The organism is Mesorhizobium sp. URHB0026 (genome assembly GCF_054059755.1).
The window spans coordinates 4906280-4924825 of record NZ_JBSSCN010000001.1 but is presented as its reverse complement, the minus strand read 5'-3'; the positions used below and the strand labels follow the sequence as shown (position 1 = coordinate 4924825).

Genomic DNA, 18546 nt, shown 5'->3' with positions numbered 1-18546 from the left:
AACCATGACGCCGGACCTTCTCTCCAGCCTGTCGCTCTCGACGCCCGAGCTGATCCTTGCCATCGGCGCGCTCGCGCTGCTGATGGTCGGGGCCTATTCGCGTTCCAACACCGCCAACACGGTGACCGGCCTTGCCGTCGCCGTCCTGGTGATCGCAGGCGCCTGGCTGATCTTCCACGCAGGGCAGGGCAGCGCCTATGGCAATGCCTTCATCCAGGATTCCTTCGCCCGCTTCATGAAGGTGCTGGCGCTGATCGGCTCGGCGGTGACGCTGATCATGTCGATGCGCTTTGCCAAGGCGGAGCGTTTCGACAAGTTCGAATATCCGGTGCTGATCCTGCTTTGCACGCTCGGCATGATGCTGATGATCTCGGCCAACGGCATGATCGGGCTCTATCTCGGCCTCGAACTGCAGTCGCTTGCGATCTATGTGCTGGCGGCGATCAATCGCGACAATCTGCGTTCGACCGAAGCCGGTCTGAAATATTTCGTCCTCGGGGCGCTGTCGTCTGGCATGCTGCTCTACGGCATCAGCCTGGTCTATGGTTACACCGGAAACACCGGCTTCCAGGAGATCGCCACCGCGCTTGGCGGCGGCGAGCGCCAGCTTGGCCTCGTCTTCGGCCTGGTTTTCGTGTTGGCCGGGCTTGCCTTCAAGATCTCGGCGGTGCCGTTCCACATGTGGACGCCAGACGTCTATGAGGGCGCACCGACACCAGTGACGGCCTTCCTGGCGGCAGCGCCGAAAATGGCGGCGATGGCGCTGATCGTGCGCGTCACCATGGGCGCGTTCAAGCCGATCGCTTCCGACTGGCAGCAGATCATCGTCTTCATCTCGATCGCCTCGATGGCGCTTGGCTCCTTCGCCGCGATCGGTCAGACCAATATCAAGCGGCTGATGGCCTATTCCTCGATCGGCCATATGGGCTACGCGCTGGTCGGCCTTGCCGCCAACAGCCAGGCCGGCGTGCGCGGCGTCGCCATCTACATGCTGATCTACCTGGTAATGACGCTAGGCACCTTTGCCTTCATCCTCGCCATGCGGCGCAAGGAAGGCAATGTCGAGCAGATCAGCGATCTCGCCGGCCTCTCGTCGACCAACCCTGTCATGGCGACGATCCTGACCATCCTGATGTTCTCGCTGGCCGGCATTCCGCCGCTCGCCGGCTTCTGGGGGAAGTGGTACGTCTTCCTCGCCGCCATCAACGCCAATCTCTATGCGCTGGCAATCATCGGCGTGCTGGCTTCCGTGGTTGGCGCTTACTACTACCTGCGCATCATCAAGATCATGTGGTTCGATGAGCCGGTCGGCGGCTTCGTGCCGATGGCCAGCGAGTTGCGTGTCGTGCTCGGCGTCAGTGGCGCCTTCGTGCTGTTCTACGTGCTGATCGGCGGGCCGATCGGCACCTATGCCGAAGCCGCCGCCAAGACATTTTTCTGACGGGATGGCATTTCGGCTGGCTCCAACCTCGGCGTCGGAAGGGTTCCGGCTCGAGGCGCATGACAGTGTCGGCTCCACCAACGCGCTGGCGCTGGACCATGCCCGGGCGGGCGACCCAGGCAAGCTCTGGGTCGTTTCCAAGAAGCAGGAAAGCGGGCGCGGCCGGCGTGGCCGTGCCTGGGCAACGCCAGAAGGCAATCTGGCGGCGACGCTGCTCCTCATCACCGGCGGCGAACTGCGCCTTGCCGCAACGCTCGGCTTCGTCGCGGGGCTCGCGCTGGCCGACGCGCTCGACGCGGTGGTGCCGAAGGGCCGCATCGCGATAGGCCTCGACGGAGCGAGCCAGGGACAGAACCGCTTCGAGCTGAAATGGCCGAACGATGTGCTCGCCTCCGGCGCCAAGCTGGCCGGCATCCTGCTGGAGTCGGCGATGCTTGATGGTAGCCGCTTCGCGGTGGCGGTGGGCATCGGGGTCAATGTGGTGGCGCACCCGCGGGATTTGCCTTATCCCGCGACATCGCTTCATGCGTTGGGCGCGGCTTGCGATGCCGAAACGCTGTTCCTGGCGCTGTCGGATGCCTGGAGCGAGAATGCCCGCCTGTGGGACGAAGGAAGTGGCCTTGCCGCCATCAGGAAGCGTTGGCTGGCCCGCGCGGCCGGCCTTGGCGGCGAGGTTGCTGTCAGAATTGACGGTAATGTGGTGCGTGGCGTGTTCGAGACCATTGACGAGGACTGCCGTTTCGTGATCCGCGACGATGAGGGGTCTGTCCTGACGGTCGCCGCCGGCGATGTGCATTTCGGCGCGGTGGCGTCCGCGCGGATATAATCTGTTTTTGAGCGATTCCGGACGGAAAACCGGTAGGCACTTGCTGGAATTGCTTTAACGGCTTGGCCTGAGGGTCAGGAAGGAAAAAATCATGGCGAAAGCGGACAACGCCGAACTCGTCTTCGTGCCGCTCGGCGGCGTCGGCGAGATCGGCATGAACTTCGCCCTCTACGGCTACGGCCCGCCGAGCGCGCGCGAATGGATCGTCATCGATGTCGGCGTTACCTTTCCCGACGCGGCGCATCCAGGCGTCGACCTGATCCTGCCCGACACGCGCTTCATAGAGGAGAACCTCGCCGATCTGCGCGGCATCATCATCACCCACGCGCATGAGGACCACTACGGCGCGCTGCTCGACATCTGGCCGAAGCTGAAGGCGCCGGTCTGGATGACGCCGTTCAGCGCCGGGCTGCTGGAAGCCAAGCGTCAGGGCGTGCAGGGCGCGCCGAAGATCCCGCTGACGATCTACCGGGCGGGCGAAAAGTTCACGGTCGGTCCCTTCGAGATAGAAGCCATTCCGGTGGCACACTCCATTCCCGAACCCATGTCGCTGGCGATCACCTCGCCGGCCGGCGCCGTCATCCATACCGGCGACTGGAAGATCGATCCGGAGCCGACGATCGGTCCCAAGACCGACGAGGCGCGGTTCCGCGCCTATGGCGACAAAGGCGTGCTGGCCCTGATCTGCGATTCGACCAATGCGCTGCGCGAAGGCGAGTCGCCTTCGGAAGTGGCCGTGGGCGAGGGGCTGAAAGGCGTGATCCAGGCCGCCAAGGGCCGCGTCGCCGTCACCACCTTCTCCTCCAATGTCGGACGCATCGTTTCCATCGCCAGGGCAGCGCGCGATGCCGGCCGCCAGTGCCTTGTGCTAGGGCGCTCGTTGAAGCGCGTCATCGATGTGGCCGGCGAGCTTGGCTACATGGACGGCCTGCCGGAGTTCATCGCCGAGGAGGACTTCGGCTTCATCCCACGCGAGAACCTGGTCATCATCTGCACCGGCAGCCAGGGCGAGCCGTTGGCGGCACTTGCCAAGCTGTCGCGCGACGAAATGAAATCGGTGTCGCTGACGGCGGGCGACACGGTGGTGTTTTCCTCGCGCACCATTCCCGGCAACGAGAAGGGGATCCTCGAGATCAAGAACCGCCTCATCGATCTCGGCATCAAGATAATCGAGGACGGCGATGCTCTGGTGCACGTCTCCGGCCACCCGCGGCGCAGCGAACTGCGCAAGATGTATGAATGGGTGCGCCCGCGGATCGGCGTTCCCGTGCATGGCGAGGCCGCGCATCTGGTGGCGCAGGGCTCGCTGATGTCGACCTCCGGCATCGGCCAGGTGGCGCAAGTGCGAGACGGCGACATGCTGCGGCTCGCTCCTGGTCCCGCCACGATCATAGACCAGGTGCCGTTCGGCCGCGTCTACAAGGACGGCAATCTGATCGGCAGCGATCAGGCGATGGGTATTCGCGACAGGCGCAAGCTGTCGTTTGCCGGTCATGTCGCGGTCAATGTCGTGCTTGATGACAAGTACGAACTGGCCGGCGATCCCGATCTGGTCGCCATTGGCGTCGCCGAAACCGATGCCCGTGGCGAGACGCTCGAGGACCTGATGATCGATGCGGCCGTCGGTGCGGTCGATTCGATCCCCCGCCAGCGCCGCAAGGACCTCGACCTGGTGCAGGAGGCGGTGCGGCGCGCGGTGCGAGGCGCGGCTAATGAAGCCTGGGGCAAGAAACCGCTGGTGACGGTTTTCGTCACCCGGTGACGGAGGCGGGGGCTCGGATGTCCAGCTGATAGCTGACCGGAATCCAGCGAAAGGAATGGTCTGTCCGCTCGACATAGCCCGTGCCGGCCGGCGACGAGCAGGCGCCGTTCGGCGGCCATGCTGAGCAGCCGCTTTTGCGGGCCTCGATTGCCTTTTCCTTGTCGTCGTCGAAATCGGCATGCCACCGAGGACGCTGGATCGACACGACATAATGCAGGAAAGCGTCCGACCAGATCAGCAATTGCTGTCCGTCGCTTTCGAACCGGTATCGATCACCGTCGGGATGAAGCAATGCTCGTAGCGATCCTGGTCGATGAAGTTCGAGACCGCGAGTTCGAGCACGGCCGCCGGCGGCTGTCCGGCCGCGAATACCGATGCAAGCCCGTCTCTGACATCGACGGCATCGAGCAGAGCGGCAATTTTGAACGACCCGAGATCGAAGGTGAAAACGCGGGGGCGGGTGGGCTGTTCCGGACATTGGCCTTTGTCCTTTGTTGCTGCCGGTCGCGACAGGTGCGACAGTGCGCTCCTCGCGAAAGGCTGTTGATCTCGGCTGATTTGACGTATGACGCCAGTCGTTGGACCTGGGAGAAAAAGCTCGGACATGCTCGGACGGCTGAACCATGTCGCGCTTGCGGTGCCGGATTTGACCGCCGCCGTTGCAGCTTACCGCAACACGCTCGGCGCCGAAGTGACCGAGCCGCAGGCGTTGCCGGAGCATGGCGTCACCGTGGTGTTCGTCGATGTCGGCAACACCAAGATCGAGTTGCTGGAGCCGCTTGGCGAGGGCTCGCCAATCGCGGCATTCCTCGAGAAGAACCCGTCCGGCGGCATGCATCATCTCTGCTACGAGGTCGACGACATCCTGGCCGCGCGCGACCATCTCAGGGCCGCCGGTGCCCGGGTGCTTGGCGACGGCAATCCCAAGCCAGGCGCGCACGGCAAGCCGGTGTTGTTCCTACATCCGAAGGATTTCTTCGGCACGCTGATCGAACTGGAGCAATCATGAGCTGGGTCTCGTTCACCGCGCTGTTTTTCGCGACCTGGTGGGTGGTGCTGTTTGCCGTTCTGCCGTTCAGTGTCAGAACGCAGGACGACGATCACGACGTGACGCTGGGCACGGTGCCGAGCGCGCCGCGCGGGCCGCATATGCTGCGTGCCGTGATCCGCACCACCATCGCAACGGCGGTCCTGATGGGCATTTTCTACGGCCTGACGCACGGGCTGGGATACAGCCTCAACGACATCCCGCACATCGTGCCGGATTTCAGTCCGACCCCAGGGAAATAGACGTCGCGGCAAGGGTGGTCCGATAAGGTCGGAGTGCCGCGGACGGAATTGAGATGCCGCCCTGTCTGCCGGCCGCTGGCTGCTGACGCAACGTCATGTAGCCTGCCAATCTGCGGCGCTAACCAGATGATTGCACAAAAAAAATGCAAGGCACAAGGCCTTGCAATTAAACGCGTCCGATCTGTTTCCGGTATCCGGCGGCAGCGAGTAACCGCGCCTAGATCGCATCCTCCCAAGACTTTGACCGCGTAGGAGAGCAGATTTTTTTCTGCCCTCTCGGTTATCGGGGCACATTAGCCCAACGGAAATGAAAATGTCACGAAGAATTTTGCCTTGAATCGGGCATTCTCGTGCTGCACTGCACAATAGTGCGGCAGGCTTTGCTTTTGAAACGTCCAGTCAGGGTCGACAGAGCCTTTGCGGCATGTTCGCAATTGACGCGCGCAAAGAATTGACGGCCAAACCCGAAGAGGTTCGGTGCGTTCCATTGTCGGCGCGGGTCGATCCGGAAGCGAGGGATTCCGGCCCTGAAGGGGCTGGCGTGGTTGGATCGCCGGGTTTCCATTCGGTCATGAAATCGCTATGAAGCCGGGGCAAGCAAGCCTGCGCCGCGCCGATTCTGGCGTGGCCATTCTCATTCACGGACCTGTCCATGCGTTTGTCGCGCTATTTCCTGCCTATCCTCAAAGAGAACCCGCGCGAGGCCGAAATCGTCTCGCATCGGCTGATGCTGCGCGCCGGCATGATCCGCCAGCAGGGGCAAGGCAGTTTTTCCTGGCTGCCGCTGGGCAAACGGGTGCTGGACAAGGTCTGCAAGATCATCCGCGAGGAGCAGAACCGCGCCGGTGCGCTTGAGATCCTGATGCCGACCATCCAGTCGGCCGATCTGTGGCGCGAGAGCGGCCGTTACAACGACTACGGCAAGGAGATGCTGCGCATCAAGGACCGGCAGGATCGCGACATGCTCTACGGTCCGACCAACGAGGAAATGGTCACCGAGATATTTCGCGCCTACGTCAAATCCTACAAGGACCTGCCGCTCAATCTCTACCATATACAGTGGAAGTTCCGTGACGAGGTGCGACCGCGCTTTGGCGTCATGCGCTCGCGCGAATTCCTGATGAAGGACGCCTATTCCTTCGATCTCGACTTCGAAGGCGCGAGAGCCGCCTACAACAGGATGTTCGTGTCCTATCTCAGGACCTTCACGCGCATGGGCCTGCAGGCCATTCCGATGCGGGCCGACACCGGCCCGATCGGCGGAGATCTCAGCCACGAATTCATCATCCTGGCCGACACTGGTGAAAGCCAGGTCTTCTGCCACCGCGATTACCTGTCGCTTGCCGTGCCCGGCGCGAACACGGACTTCGCCAATGACGGCGAGATATCAGATATCGTCAAGACCTGGACGACGCCTTACGCCGCCACCGACGAGATGCATGACGAGGCGGCCTGGGAGAAGGTTCCGACAGGCGACCGGGTCTCGGCGCGCGGCATCGAAGTCGGCCATATCTTCCACTTCGGCGAGAAATATTCGAAGCCGATGGGCGCCAAGGTGACGGGGCCCGATGGCAAGGATCATTTCGCCTCGGGCGGCTCCTACGGCATCGGCCCGTCGCGGCTGGTCGCGGCGATCATCGAGGCCAGCCATGACGAGAACGGCATCATCTGGCCGGAAGCGGTGGCGCCGTTCGATATCGGCCTGATCAACATGAAGGCGGGCGATGCCGACTGCGATCGCGTCTGCGACGAACTCAACGCCGCCTTCACCGCCGCCGGCAAGGATGTGCTCTATGACGACACCGACCAGCGGCCGGGCGGCAAATTCGCCACCGCCGACCTGATCGGCCTGCCCTGGCAAGTGATCGTCGGGCCGCGCGGCGTCGCCGCCGGCGAGGTCGAGATCAAGAATCGCAAGACCGGCGAGCGCGTGACGCTGCCGATCGCCGACGCGGCAAAACGCTTCGGTGCCGCCGCATGAGCGAGGCAGCGGCAGCGAGATCGGCGGGCGCCGGCCCTTTTTCCATCTTCGAGCGCACGGTCGCCTGGCGCTATTTGCGTTCGCGGCGCAAGGAGACGGTGATTTCGGTGATCGCCTCGATTTCTTTTCTTGGCATCATGCTGGGCGTTGCCACGCTGATCGTGGTCATGGCGGTGATGAACGGATTCCGCGCCGAGCTTTTGACGCGCATCCTCGGCGTCAACGGCCATCTGATCGTGCAGCCGCTCGATTCGCCGCTTGAGGACTATGCCCAGGTCGCCAGCCGCATCAACGGCGTACCCGGGGTCAAATACGCCATCCCGCTGATCGACGGCCAGGTGCTGGCGCAAGGCAATGTCGGCGGCGGCACTGGCGCGCTGGTGCGCGGCATCCGGGGTGAAGATCTCGGCAAGATCGCCATCGTGGCCAGCAACATCAAGCAAGGCACGCTCGCCGATTTCGATACCGGCGAGGGCGTCGCCATCGGCAAGCGCATGGCCGAGAATCTCGGCCTGACGCTCGGCGACACCATTACCTTGATCTCGCCGGACGGGGATGTGACGCCGCTCGGCACCACGCCGCGCATGAAGGGCTACAAGATCGCGGCGATCTTCGAGGTCGGCATGTCTGAATATGACACGTCGATCGTCTACATGCCGTTCTCCGAAGCGCAGCTCTACTTCAACATGGACGGCCGCGCGCAGACGATCGAGATCTATGTCGACAATCCCGATGATGTCGACGCGCTGAAACCCAAGGTGGAAGCGGCGGCGCAGCGGCCGATCGACATGGTCGACTGGCGCCAGCGCAACGAGACCTTCTTTTCGGCTCTGCAGGTTGAACGCAACGTCATGTTCATGATCCTCACGCTGATCGTGCTGGTGGCGGCGCTCAACATCATTTCCGGACTGATCATGCTGGTGAAGGACAAGGGGCATGACATCGCCATCCTGCGCACCATGGGCGCCTCGCGCGGCGCCATCCTGCGTATCTTCCTGATGACGGGGGCGGCGATCGGCGTGACGGGCACGCTCGCCGGCGTGCTGCTCGGCGTCGTGATCTGCACCAACATCGAATCGATACGCCAGTTCTTCTCCTGGATGACAGGCAAGGTGCTGTTCAACCCGGAGCTCTATTTCCTCAGCCAGTTGCCGGCCAAGATGGATCCGCGCGAGACGACCTATGTCATCATCATGGCGCTTGCGCTGTCCTTCCTGGCCACGGTGTTTCCGGCATGGCGGGCGGCCCGCCTCGATCCGGTCGAAGCCTTGAGGTACGAGTAGTGGCCGAGGTCATTATCGAACTGAAGAGCGTCGAACGGCACTACGTTCAGGGGCCGCGCAAGCTCACCATCCTGAACGGCGCCGATTTCGCGCTGCGGCGCGGTGAAATGGTGGCGCTGGTGGCCCCGTCGGGCACCGGCAAATCGACGCTGCTGCATACGGCCGGGCTGCTGGAGCGGCCGGATGCCGGCGACGTGATCCTGTCCGGTCGCGCCTGTGGCCGGTTGTCCGACGACGAGCGCACCTCGATCCGCCGTAACGATGTCGGCTTCGTCTATCAGTTCCATCATTTGCTGCCGGAGTTTTCCGCGCTGGAAAACATCATGATGCCGCAGCTCATCAAGGGCCTGCCGCGCAAGGAGGCGTCCGAGCGCGCGGCGCAACTGCTCGACTACATGCAGATCGGCAAGCGTGCATCGCATCGGCCGTCCGAGCTGTCCGGCGGCGAGCAGCAGCGCGTCGCCATCGCGCGTGCGGTCGCCAATGCGCCGCTGGTGCTTTTGGCCGACGAGCCGACCGGCAACCTCGACCCGGTCACAGCCTCCTACGTGTTCGAGGCGCTGGAGGCGCTGGTGCGGCAATCGGGCCTCGCGGCACTGATCGCCACCCACAATCACGAGCTGGCATCGCGCATGGACCGGCGCGTCACGTTGGCCGACGGCAAGGTGGTGCCGCTTTAGGCTGTGCGTCAGGCATTGCGGACCTGCATGAAGCTCAACACATGCGGTTGTTTCGCGAGTGCCCGGAGCTGTAGTCTTCCCTACCTATTGATAGGCGTAGGCCAGTCAACCTTTTCTTAACCCTGCCAATCTGATCGCCCCGAAATTCTGGATGCGGTCGAATTCTGTTCGTTGACAAGGGGTATGGAGATAGTTCGGGAAATTAGCACGGTTAGCGAAGGGTTAACCGGCTCCCGGGCCCTCCTCAGATCACTCGCAACGAAAAGCATGGCAGCAATCCCCTACCTGAGACATTCCGAAGGGACTTTGAATTCCGACATCCGGCGGCCGGGCGCGTCTGAATACCAGGTGCCGGCCGGCTAGTGGTCAAAGTCTGACGTTTGGTACTGGAGGCGTAACCCCACGAACTCAGGTCGAACTCGGACGTTCTCGCCTTTGGGTGGCGATCAAATAGATTTTCAGTTTCTGGCAGAAAAGTTAGATCGCTTTCTACGGGACCATCTAAAAATGACACGTGGAATTCGCTTCTCCACCGCAGGCCAAAGGAATAGCCCGATGCGCGCACTTAAGTTTGCCTTTCTGGTTTCGCTTGCGATTGCCACCCCCGCATTGGCGGCGGATCTTTCCCCCCAACCGATCCAGTCTGCGGCTTATAATTGGACCGATGTCTACGTGGGCGCGCAGGCCGGGTACGTTTGGGGAAGTTCAACTTACGAGGGTGCGGGGTCTCCCGCTGGCCAACCCTACATCAGCACCTCCGTCGATCCTAAAGGCGGCTTTGGCGGTGCATTCGCCGGCCTTAAAGTTCGATGGTAATTATGTCGTCGGTGTTGAAGCGGACATCAATTTCGCCGACGCCAAGTCGGACGATAACGCGTTTCCTGCGTTCCCTGGTGCCTTCGCAAGCAGTGATTTGAAATGGTTCGGATCGACACGCCTGCGCGCCGGCTACGCATTCGATCGTTTCTTGCCATTTGTAACTGGCGGTGTCGCATTCGCTAAATACTCCGGCGCAACCAATTTTCTGGGTGGGTCAAGCGAGATCAGCGACACCAGGGTTGGCTGGACGCTCGGCGCTGGACTTGAATATGCCGTGACTGACAATTTGATTGGGCGCGTCGAATACCGCTATTCCGATTATGGCCGCGAATCGGTATCTCCGCCGTTCTCTTTCCCGACACAGCCTGTCGGGCTTGATCTGAAAACCAACGATGTTCGCGTTGGACTCAGCTACAAGTTCTGATTTTCGGACTGTGCCTCTTTCGTGGCCCCGCTTCGGCGGGGCTTCTCTTTTGGGGCTGGGTTTGTCAAGCAAAGAGGGTCCTCACCGTGCATACCATGCTCGGCGTTGGTCTTGTTGACGGCTGATGCGTAAACGGTTTCGATGCGCCGGAGGTGATGAGTGCCCGCCAGGGGTCTGGCTTCTCTTCGAAGTCGGCGCGTGACCGCTTCATGATCGGGTCGGATGGAGAGGCATCTCAATCTTTTTTGCGAACTATCAGTCCGAGCTGACGTCCAAGCCCGCCTCGAGATTGCCTACCCACTCGTCCCTGAACGGGACCTCTATCCACGCGGCGACGTGGAACCCTTTAATTCGATCTCTCAGGCGGCGTTGGCCTCCCAGCGATAGGGTATGTTGTCGACCCACATCCGATGCAGGATGATCGCCAGACGCCGTGCCACCGCCACGGTAGCCTTCGCCATACCTCGCCGGCGAGCGACGGAGAGACCCCACGCCTTCAGTGGCGAACTCCGCTTCGAGATACGTAGTAGAATGCCGGCGGCTTCAACCAATGCCCATCGAATCCCGGCATCGCCGCACTTCGAAATGCCCTTATCCTGGTCGATCTCGCCGGATTGGTAACGCGAGGGCGTCAATCCGAAGTGGGCTGGAACGGAGCGCGATCGGCTGAACCGCGCCGGTTCGTCGACGCCGGCTCGGAAACTCAGGGCAACCATCGGTCCGACACCGGGGGCAGTCATGAGCAGTTTGCAGGTGTCGTCGCTCTCGGCCAGACGTTCCATTGCCGTGTGTAGGCGCTGGAACTGCTCTCTCAAAACACGGCGGACTTCCAGGAGGGGGTCGATCACCAACTGCAGATGCGGGGATTGTTCGAGCAACTCGATAATACGTCGCTCGAACTGCAGCCGGGTTACGGCTCCGACCTTCAGGCCAAAGTTGCGCAGCAGGCCTCGCAGGTTGTTCTCCGCATCGAGAATCTTCGTCTGCACGAACTTCCGCGCAGTGAGCAGCATCCGGATCTCCTGGCTCCGGACGGTCTTGACATGAACCGGCTTGTAGAGGCCGACGCGCATCATCTGCGCGATGCCGCGGGCATCGTTGCGATCGGTTTTGTTGATCTGAGCCGAGAGCGCGGCCTTCATGTGCCGCGTCTCGACGCAGATCACCGGATAGCCTGCGGCCGACAGGCCACTGTAGAGCCATTGCGAAAGCGGACCGGCTTCAAGGCCGACGCGCTTGTAGGGACCGCCAATCGCATGAAGTAGGGCGCTGATCGCCTCCGGCTCGGTCTCCACCTTGCTCTCTCGAATAAGTTTACCACCAGTGTCCATCACACACGCGCTGGTGGTGCGAACGGAAACATCAAGACCCACGAACAGTTCCATGGCAGACCTCCTGACCGGTTGAACCGTTGGAGCTTGCCCGGAAGACCGACCTCCCGCTACTCCCATGCAGGGAGGTCGCCGGAGCCCCAATCATCCGATCTTTTTTGTTACCCGAACGGGCGCGTCGCGGGCGCAAATCACTACTTCTCATATCGGAGGAACACGGAGATCGATTTAGCTCTGTCGGCTAGGACGTAGACTCATTACCGCGTAGCCAGATGCGGATTGTAACGAGCTTGAGGGCGGCGAGATAGTTCTCGGCTAGTTTGTCGTAGCGGGTTGCGATGCGGCGGAACTGCTTGGCTTTATTGAAGAAGCGCTCGACGAAGTTGCGCGCCTTGTAGAGGAAAGGACTGAAGCAGATCGGGTCCTTGCGGTTGGCCTTGGGCGAGATGTTGGCCCATGCCTTTCGCTCGGTGATGACGGTGCGCAATGCGTTGGCATCATAACCCTTGTCGGCGAGAAGCATTGCCCCCTCCGGCAAATCCCTGATCAATCTCACCGCCTCAAGCTTGAACTCGCGGCTGAATTTCCTTCTCTGCATCCCAACTCTCCAGTTCCGTTAAACACCTTATCTCGGTGTCCACGAAACCAGCAGCAGGCCAAGGTTCGGGCTTGCCAATGCCCGTTCCTGGCCTCAATCTTGCCCCGAAGAGCCGGTCATCCGGTTGATGTCGGTTTAGGCAACCAGACCATAACGAGGATGGGTTTTGCCATGCTGAAACGCTACGCGTTCCTTGCTGCCTTGATCCTCATGAGCCTCTCGGCGTTCGACGCCCGCGCCGACCGAAGGGTTGCGCTCGTGATCGGCAATTCGCAATACCAGGAAATCCCGGCGCTCAAGAATCCGGACAAGGACGCTGAGGACGTTTCGAACACGTTCCGGCAGGCCGGCTTCGACGTGTTCGTCGCCAAGGACGTGACCAAGCTCCAATTCGAAGAGAAGTTCCGCAACTATCTGGCCGCCGCCGACGGCGCTGATCTCGCCGTCGTTTATTATTCCGGCCACGGCTTTCAGATCGGGGGCGAGAATTTCCTGATCCCGGTCGATGCGTCGTTGAAGGATGCGGCCGACATGGAGGTGCAGACAATAAGGCTTAACGACGTGCTGCAACAATTGCGCACGAAGTCGAAGATTCAGGTGATCATCCTCGATGCTTGCCGCAACAATCCGTTCCCGCGCAAGGACTACTGGCTGCGCTCCCAATTGATCGTCTCCGACGGCACCGGGCTCGCGCAGGTAACAGGCTCGCAGAATGCGCTGATTGCGTTTGCCACCGAGCCCGGCGCTGTCGCTTATGACGGGTCCGGCGATCTCAGCCCCTTCTCATCCGCCTTTTCCCGCCGTGCGCTGGCGCCGAACCAGGAAATCGGTGCCGTCATGGCCGCCGTGCGCCGCGACGTGGTGAAGGCGACCAATGGCAGGCAGGTTCCGTGGGAGAACTCCTCGCTGATCGACGATGTCGTGCTGATGCGCGCGGCGGGGCAACCGGTGCAGCCGGCGCCCGACGCCCAGCAGAACCAGCAGGTGGCGGAGCGCGGAACCCTGGTCGCCACTGCCACCGAAGCTATCGAAAATCGCGACATCAGCGTCCCGGTCGGCGTCGGTCCGGTTGCGCTGAAGCTGGATTTTCCTGCCAAGGATGTTTCGATCAAACTCGCCGGCTATCCGGCAGTTGGAACGCTGTCCCTGCCGGATCGCGTCCTGTCGCCGCAGTCGAGCCTGATGGCCGCTGAAGTCGACCAATTGCGCTACGAGCCGCAGATCGGCTCGGCGGCTCCCGTCGAGATTGACTTTCAGATCCGCGCCGGCAACGCGTCGAAACGGGCGACGATGAAGCTGTCGCCGAGCGTCGACCTCTGCGACCAGGCTGCCGGCGAGCCGCTCGACCTGCAAGGCGTCGCCCCCGGCCGGTTACCTAACGAGATCGCAGACGGCGCGGTCGAGGCCTGCGAGGCTGCGGTGAAAGCCTATCCCGATGTCGCCCGCTTCCGTTACGAACTCGGGCGGGCGCTGCTCGTCGGCGGCAACATCGACGAGGCCAGGAAGGCCATCCAGGAAGCGTCCGACAAGGGACACGTCCGCGCCGTCTACGAACTCGGCTACCTCGCCTCCTCGGGAGTAGGGATGCCCGTGGAGGCCACGCAAGCGAATGGTTTCTATTCGCAAGCGTCCGACAGGGGCGATCCCTACGCCATGAGCGCGTGGGGCCGCGCCCTGTTCAATGGCGTCGGCGTCCAGCGCGATACCGGCAAGGGGCTTGACCTCATGCTCAAGGCAGCAGCGATGGGGCATATCAACGCCATGAATGATCTTGCGATGATCTTCAAGGAAGGTCGCAATGGCGTGCCCGCCGATCCGGTTCGTGCCTTGGCTTTCCTCAAGGCCGGCATCGAGCGGCAAGAGGCTTATTCGATGGGCATACTCGGTCTTTTGCCCAAACGAGGCACGCTGGCGGTCGCGGTGTGCACGCCCAAGGTGGTGACGAAAGTCATTACGAAGATAAAGGTGATCCGTACACCTGCGCCAAAAGTGCCGCCGCCGAAGATCGTTACGCCAAAGGTCCCGATGGTGCCAGGGGAAACCGGACCATCGCCCTGGCGTGGCACTGGCGGCGACCACGACACCAACAGTGGCAACAGTGGCAACAGTGGCAACAGTGACAACAGTGGCTGATGGCGACTGCGACGCCATGGTCGCACCGTCAGGACAGGTAGCGTCGAACCCATCATTCCGCAGCCGCCTGAACGCCGGCATCGACCTACTTGTCGGTGACGATCTTGAGCTTGTCGCCGGCCGAAACCGCAGCCCCCGGTGACAGCGCATTCAGCATCCGGACAGGTCGAGCTTGCGGTCGACGCCGACCATCTGCGCGGCGAGCGTGCCAATGGTCTGGCCGGGCTGCACCGTGAGAACGCGAATATGCATTTATTCTTCTCCGCAAGTTCGACCAGTTCCAAAGCATCCCGGTCGTGATATGCCGACCGAGAACGGCGAGGTTTTGTCCTCGCTGAGGGCTGCGCCCCCGGTTAACCCTTCACTAACCGTGCTAATTTCCCGACTTATCTCCATACCTCTGTTTGTTGACAATGGAACAAAATTAGAACAAATTGGAAACATATCCACAACAGGAGAGAGTTATGACCGATCTGGTTCAGGATGTCATCTCGCTGGTTTGCATGAGCGCGTTTCTTGTCTCCATGGCGATCTGGATCGGAGCCATGTGATCTGGCGGCGTCGGCCCTCGCTGTTTCTCGATGGCCAATGCCACCCCGTCGTTAAGCTTTTCTTGCCGCCGCGACGTTAGGGTGCGGTTCCAAGGCAGGGAGCAACGTCCAGGTGTCGCCCATCGTCACGGCCATTCTCGTGGCCAGCAATCTCGGGCTGATCTTTATCCTGATGACCGTGCCGCTTGGTTTGCGCACGGTCCGGTCGAGCCGCATCGTGGCGATGGACCGGCAGCGCCTGTGGCAGGCGCTGTGGCCGCTCGGCAGCGATGCTGGCTGGTCCGGCGAGATCCTGTCGGCGCAGCCGCTGGACGAAGATGGCGTCGCCCGCATCACGCTCTCTTGGGAAGGCCGCGATGGCAAGCCGATAGAGCGCAGGGCACGGTTTGAAGATGTCGTCGAGGGCAGCCGCTTCTCGATGCGGGTGATCGAGGACACCGCGCTCGATGGCTCGTTCTGGAAGGACTATGGCGAGACCGCCGAACTGGTTTCGGAGGGCAGCGGCACGCGCGTGACGCTCAGCCGGACCGACCGGTACCGTGGCGTGGCTTTCCTGGTGTTTCGCTATTTCGCCATGCGCCGCGAGCTCTCCAAGCTGCAGCGTTGGGCAAGAACCGGGCAGTATCGCAAGGGTGGCTGGTTCGAGCATCCGCTGAGCCAGGTCGGCTTTGCCGTACTGTCGGCATTGATGCTGTGGCCGTTCTTCGGCCTTCACCTCGGCGGGCTGGCGCTGGCCGCGATCCTGACATCGGTGGTGGCGCTGCACGAACTCGGCCACATGGCGGCGTTCCGGCTGACGGGCCATCGCAGGGCGCGGATGATCTTCATCCCGCTGCTTGGCGGCATCGCCATTGGCGGCCGGCCCTATAACAGCCGTTTCGAAGTGGCCTTCGTGGCGTTGATGGGCGCGGGGTTCTCCGCCTTCCTGGTGCCGATCGTCATCGCCGCCAGCGTGCTTGCCGGCGGCGAGGGTCACAAGGCGGCTGCCGCGCTGCTCGCCGCGCTCGCAGGCTGCGCCGCGCTGTTCAACATCGCCAATCTGGTGCCGGTGTGGAAGTTCGACGGCGGCCAGGTGCTGCGCCAGATCTGCCCGGGGCCGGTCGTCCTGGCGCTGGCGTCCTTCTCGCTCCTTTCGGCCTTTCTGGCGCTTGGCTGGCGGGCCGGTTTTTCCCTGGGCTTCCTGCTCGCGGCCGGTGCGGTCTTTTCGATCCTCAGCCTGCTCACCGTCGGCAGCGGGGTGAAGCCACGCCACGAACTGGAGCCGATCGGTACTGTCGACCGTTTGGTCATCGCCGGGGCCTTGCTGGCGGTGTTCGCCATCCATGGCTGCGGCGTGCTGTGGGCGTCAGGGCAACTTCTCTGAAGCCGGATCAGCCGGCCTTGCGGGCGGATTCGATGGCCAGGGCCGCAGCTGCGCCGAACACATCCTCGAAAGAGGATTTCAGAGCGAGATCAAGATCAGCCATGCCAAGGGGAAGGCCGAGATCGACAAGGCTGGTGACGCCGTGGTCCTGGACGCCGCAGGGCACGATGCCGCCGAAATGGGAGAGGTCCGGCTCGACATTGATGGCGATGCCATGGAAGCTCACCCAGCGCCGCAGCCTTATGCCGATTGCCGCGATCTTGTCCTCGGCAGGCGAGCCGTCGGGCAAAGCAGGGCGATCAGGCCGTACCACCCAGACGCCGACCCGGTCCTCTCGTCGTTCGCCGCGCACGTTGAAGGCGGCAAGCGTGCCGATGATCCACTGTTCGAGCGCCGCGACGAAGGCGCGCACGTCCTCGCGCCGGCGCTTCAGGTCGAGCATGACATAGGCGACCCGCTGGCCAGGCCCGTGATAAGTGTATTCGCCACCGCGTCCGGCCGCGAAGACCGGAAAGCGGTCAGGTTCGATCAGGTCCTCGATACGGGCGCTCGTGCCGGCGGTGTAGAGCGGCGGATGTTCGACCAGCCAGACCATTTCGCCGGCAGCCCCGCCGCGGATCGCTTCGGCGCGTGCCTCCATGAAGGCAAGCGCATCGGGATAGGCGGTAAGGCCGGGCTCGACCAGCCATTCGACCGGGGCCGAACCGGGCAAGGGCAGGAACGACGTGGCGATCTGGCTGCGTTCTGGCATGGCGTCTCTCTTGTCGCCTTCCATATGGCGATATCAGGCGGAAACGTCCAGTTCGCCGCGGGCGGGGCGCCGAGCATCCGACGCGCCGGCAAGACAATGAGTGCTTGCTGGTGCAGGTCGCAGCTGTGTCGTCAGGATGATTTGGTGCGGTCGAGAAGACTCGAACTTCCACGGGTTGCCCCACAGCGACCTCAACGCTGCGCGTCTACCAATTCCGCCACGACCGCACGTGGTAGAGCCGGAACCGACCGGCTCGCGGCGTGTAGCAAATCGTTTCCAGCGAAACAAGTGCGCCACGAGTATTTAATCGCTGGGAATGGCTATAACGGATCAATCGCTTTGCGCGCCCGGAAACGAGGGCGGCGGCGCGTCTTGGAGACGGCGTCGCCGCGGCTTTCGCCCGATCCTGCGGCTACGCCGCCTGCTTCCTCCGCGCCAGCGTATCGGCCACCACCTCGCCGAAGGAGGACGGGGTCGGCACGATGATGACGCCAGCTTCTTTCAGGATCTCGACCTTCTCCTGCGCGGACTCGCCGAAGGCCGAGATGATGGCGCCGGCATGGCCCATGCGGCGGCCTTTGGGGGCGGACAGGCCGGCGATGTAGGCGATCAGCGGCTTCCTCATATTGTCGCGCGCCCAGATCGCGGCTTCGGCTTCCTGCGGTCCGCCGATCTCGCCGATCATCACCACGGCGTCGGTTTCGTCGTCCTGCTCGAACAGCTTCAGAACGTCCTTGAAGGAGGAGCCGTTGATCGGATCGCCGCCGATGCCGACGCTGGTCGACACGCCGATGCCGAGCGCCTTCATCTGCGAGGCGGCTTCATAGCCCAGCGTTCCCGAGCGGCCGACAATGCCGATGCGGCCGGGCAGGTAGATCGAGCCGGGCATGATGCCCATCAGCGCCTGTCCCGGCGTGATGATGCCGGCGCAATTCGGCCCGACCAGCCGCATGCGATCCTCGAAGCGGTAGCGGCGCATGTAGCGCTTGACCTGCATCATGTCCTGCGAGGGGATGCCGTCGGTGATGCAGACGCAGAGCTTTATCCCGGCATCCGCCGCTTCCATGATCGAATCGGCTGCAAAGGGCGGCGGCACGAAGACGATGCTGGCTTCGGCACGGGTCTCGCGCACCGCGCCCTTGACCGTGTTGAAGACGGGCAGGCCGAGATGCGTCTGGCCGCCCTTGCCGGGCGTGACGCCACCGACGAGCTTGGTGCCGTAGCGCTTCATGTCCTCGGCATGGAAGCTGCCGATCTTGCCGGTGAAACCTTGCACGATGACGCGCGTGCTGCGGTTAAGCAGGATTGCCATT

At 62.6% G+C, this 18546-nt stretch carries 15 protein-coding genes, 1 tRNA gene and 2 pseudogenes; 11 read left to right on the top strand and 7 right to left on the bottom strand.

The annotated features are described in order from the left end of the window. The first annotated feature begins 4 nt into the window (after positions 1-4). The 3 genes from nuoN to ACVWWD_RS24250 all read left to right on the top strand — a co-directional run bounded on the left by nuoN (position 5) and on the right by ACVWWD_RS24250 (position 4029). The gene (nuoN, locus tag ACVWWD_RS24260) at positions 5-1441 is read left to right on the top strand and encodes an NADH-quinone oxidoreductase subunit NuoN (protein ID WP_023769787.1); all 1437 of its coding nucleotides are present in this window, start codon (positions 5-7) and stop codon (positions 1439-1441) included. 4 nt (positions 1442-1445) lie between these two features. Continuing rightward, positions 1446-2267 carry a biotin--[acetyl-CoA-carboxylase] ligase gene (locus ACVWWD_RS24255; protein WP_457103456.1) on the top strand — a complete coding sequence of 274 codons (822 nt, stop codon included), beginning with the start codon at positions 1446-1448 and terminating at the stop codon, positions 2265-2267. A 91-nt stretch (positions 2268-2358) separates the two neighbouring features. Next, on the top strand, positions 2359-4029 hold the full coding sequence (locus tag ACVWWD_RS24250) for a ribonuclease J (RefSeq protein ID WP_352551675.1): 1671 nt from the start codon (positions 2359-2361) through the stop codon (positions 4027-4029). On the opposite strand, the gene ACVWWD_RS24245 is transcribed toward ACVWWD_RS24250, so the two are convergent. Then, complete coding sequence (locus ACVWWD_RS24245; protein ID WP_352551673.1) at positions 4019-4270, bottom strand: hypothetical protein; 252 nt, start codon at positions 4268-4270, stop codon at positions 4019-4021. The two genes, ACVWWD_RS24250 and ACVWWD_RS24245, sit on opposite strands and share 11 nt — an antisense overlap. A 363-nt stretch (positions 4271-4633) precedes the next feature. On the opposite strand from ACVWWD_RS24245, the gene mce reads away from it, so the two are divergent. The 6 genes from mce (at position 4634) to ACVWWD_RS24215 (ending at position 10506) form a co-directional block, all read left to right on the top strand. Next, the gene (gene mce, locus ACVWWD_RS24240; protein WP_352551671.1) at positions 4634-5038 is read left to right on the top strand and encodes a methylmalonyl-CoA epimerase; all 405 of its coding nucleotides are present in this window, start codon (positions 4634-4636) and stop codon (positions 5036-5038) included. Beyond that, positions 5035-5319, top strand: coding sequence for a DUF1467 family protein (locus ACVWWD_RS24235; RefSeq protein WP_023769792.1), 285 nt, complete (start codon positions 5035-5037; stop codon positions 5317-5319). The genes mce and ACVWWD_RS24235 overlap by 4 nt, the downstream gene beginning before the upstream one ends. Before the next feature lie 652 nt (positions 5320-5971). Next, positions 5972-7300 carry a proline--tRNA ligase gene (proS, locus tag ACVWWD_RS24230; RefSeq protein WP_352566867.1) on the top strand — a complete coding sequence of 443 codons (1329 nt, stop codon included), beginning with the start codon at positions 5972-5974 and terminating at the stop codon, positions 7298-7300. Next, positions 7297-8583, top strand: coding sequence for a lipoprotein-releasing ABC transporter permease subunit (locus ACVWWD_RS24225; protein ID WP_015317359.1), 1287 nt, complete (start codon positions 7297-7299; stop codon positions 8581-8583). Before proS ends, ACVWWD_RS24225 begins: the two co-directional genes overlap by 4 nt. Further along, complete coding sequence (locus tag ACVWWD_RS24220; RefSeq protein ID WP_174361970.1) at positions 8535-9263, top strand: ABC transporter ATP-binding protein; 729 nt, start codon at positions 8535-8537, stop codon at positions 9261-9263. Before ACVWWD_RS24225 ends, ACVWWD_RS24220 begins: the two co-directional genes overlap by 49 nt. A gap of 784 nt (positions 9264-10047) precedes the next feature. Continuing rightward, positions 10048-10506: an outer membrane protein gene (locus ACVWWD_RS24215; RefSeq protein WP_352551668.1), complete on the top strand. Its 459-nt coding sequence runs from the start codon at positions 10048-10050 to the stop codon at positions 10504-10506. A gap of 359 nt (positions 10507-10865) precedes the next feature. Here the strand turns inward: ACVWWD_RS24215 and ACVWWD_RS24210 are convergent, their stop codons facing one another. Both ACVWWD_RS24210 and ACVWWD_RS24205 read right to left on the bottom strand, forming a co-directional pair. Continuing rightward, entirely contained in the window at positions 10866-11891 is a 1026-nt protein-coding gene (locus ACVWWD_RS24210) for an IS110 family RNA-guided transposase (protein WP_352553953.1), read from the bottom strand. 187 nt (positions 11892-12078) lie between these two features. After that, positions 12079-12402: pseudogene (locus ACVWWD_RS24205) on the bottom strand (transposase); the annotation flags it as partial. Positions 12403-12606: 204 nt separating this feature from the next. On the opposite strand from ACVWWD_RS24205, the gene ACVWWD_RS24200 reads away from it, so the two are divergent. Then, entirely contained in the window at positions 12607-14568 is a 1962-nt protein-coding gene (locus ACVWWD_RS24200; RefSeq protein WP_352551666.1) for a caspase family protein, read from the top strand. Positions 14569-14653: 85 nt separating this feature from the next. On the opposite strand, the pseudogene ACVWWD_RS24195 reads toward ACVWWD_RS24200, so the two are convergent. Continuing rightward, a pseudogene (locus tag ACVWWD_RS24195) lies at positions 14654-14820 on the bottom strand (metalloprotease); the annotation flags it as partial. A 411-nt stretch (positions 14821-15231) separates the two neighbouring features. Between ACVWWD_RS24195 and ACVWWD_RS24190 the strand changes: the two are divergent. Further along, positions 15232-16482: a site-2 protease family protein gene (locus ACVWWD_RS24190; RefSeq protein WP_457103455.1), complete on the top strand. Its 1251-nt coding sequence runs from the start codon at positions 15232-15234 to the stop codon at positions 16480-16482. Positions 16483-16489: 7 nt separating this feature from the next. Here ACVWWD_RS24190 and lipB read toward each other — a convergent pair whose 3' ends face one another. The 3 genes from lipB to sucD all read right to left on the bottom strand — a co-directional run bounded on the left by lipB (position 16490) and on the right by sucD (position 18545). After that, positions 16490-17233: a lipoyl(octanoyl) transferase LipB gene (gene lipB / locus ACVWWD_RS24185; RefSeq protein WP_023769800.1), complete on the bottom strand. Its 744-nt coding sequence runs from the start codon at positions 17231-17233 to the stop codon at positions 16490-16492. 142 nt (positions 17234-17375) lie between these two features. Further along, positions 17376-17460 (bottom strand) — tRNA-Leu (locus ACVWWD_RS24180). Positions 17461-17645: 185 nt separating this feature from the next. Then, positions 17646-18545, bottom strand: coding sequence for a succinate--CoA ligase subunit alpha (gene sucD, locus ACVWWD_RS24175; RefSeq protein ID WP_015317363.1), 900 nt, complete (start codon positions 18543-18545; stop codon positions 17646-17648). Position 18546 lies beyond the last annotated feature (1 nt).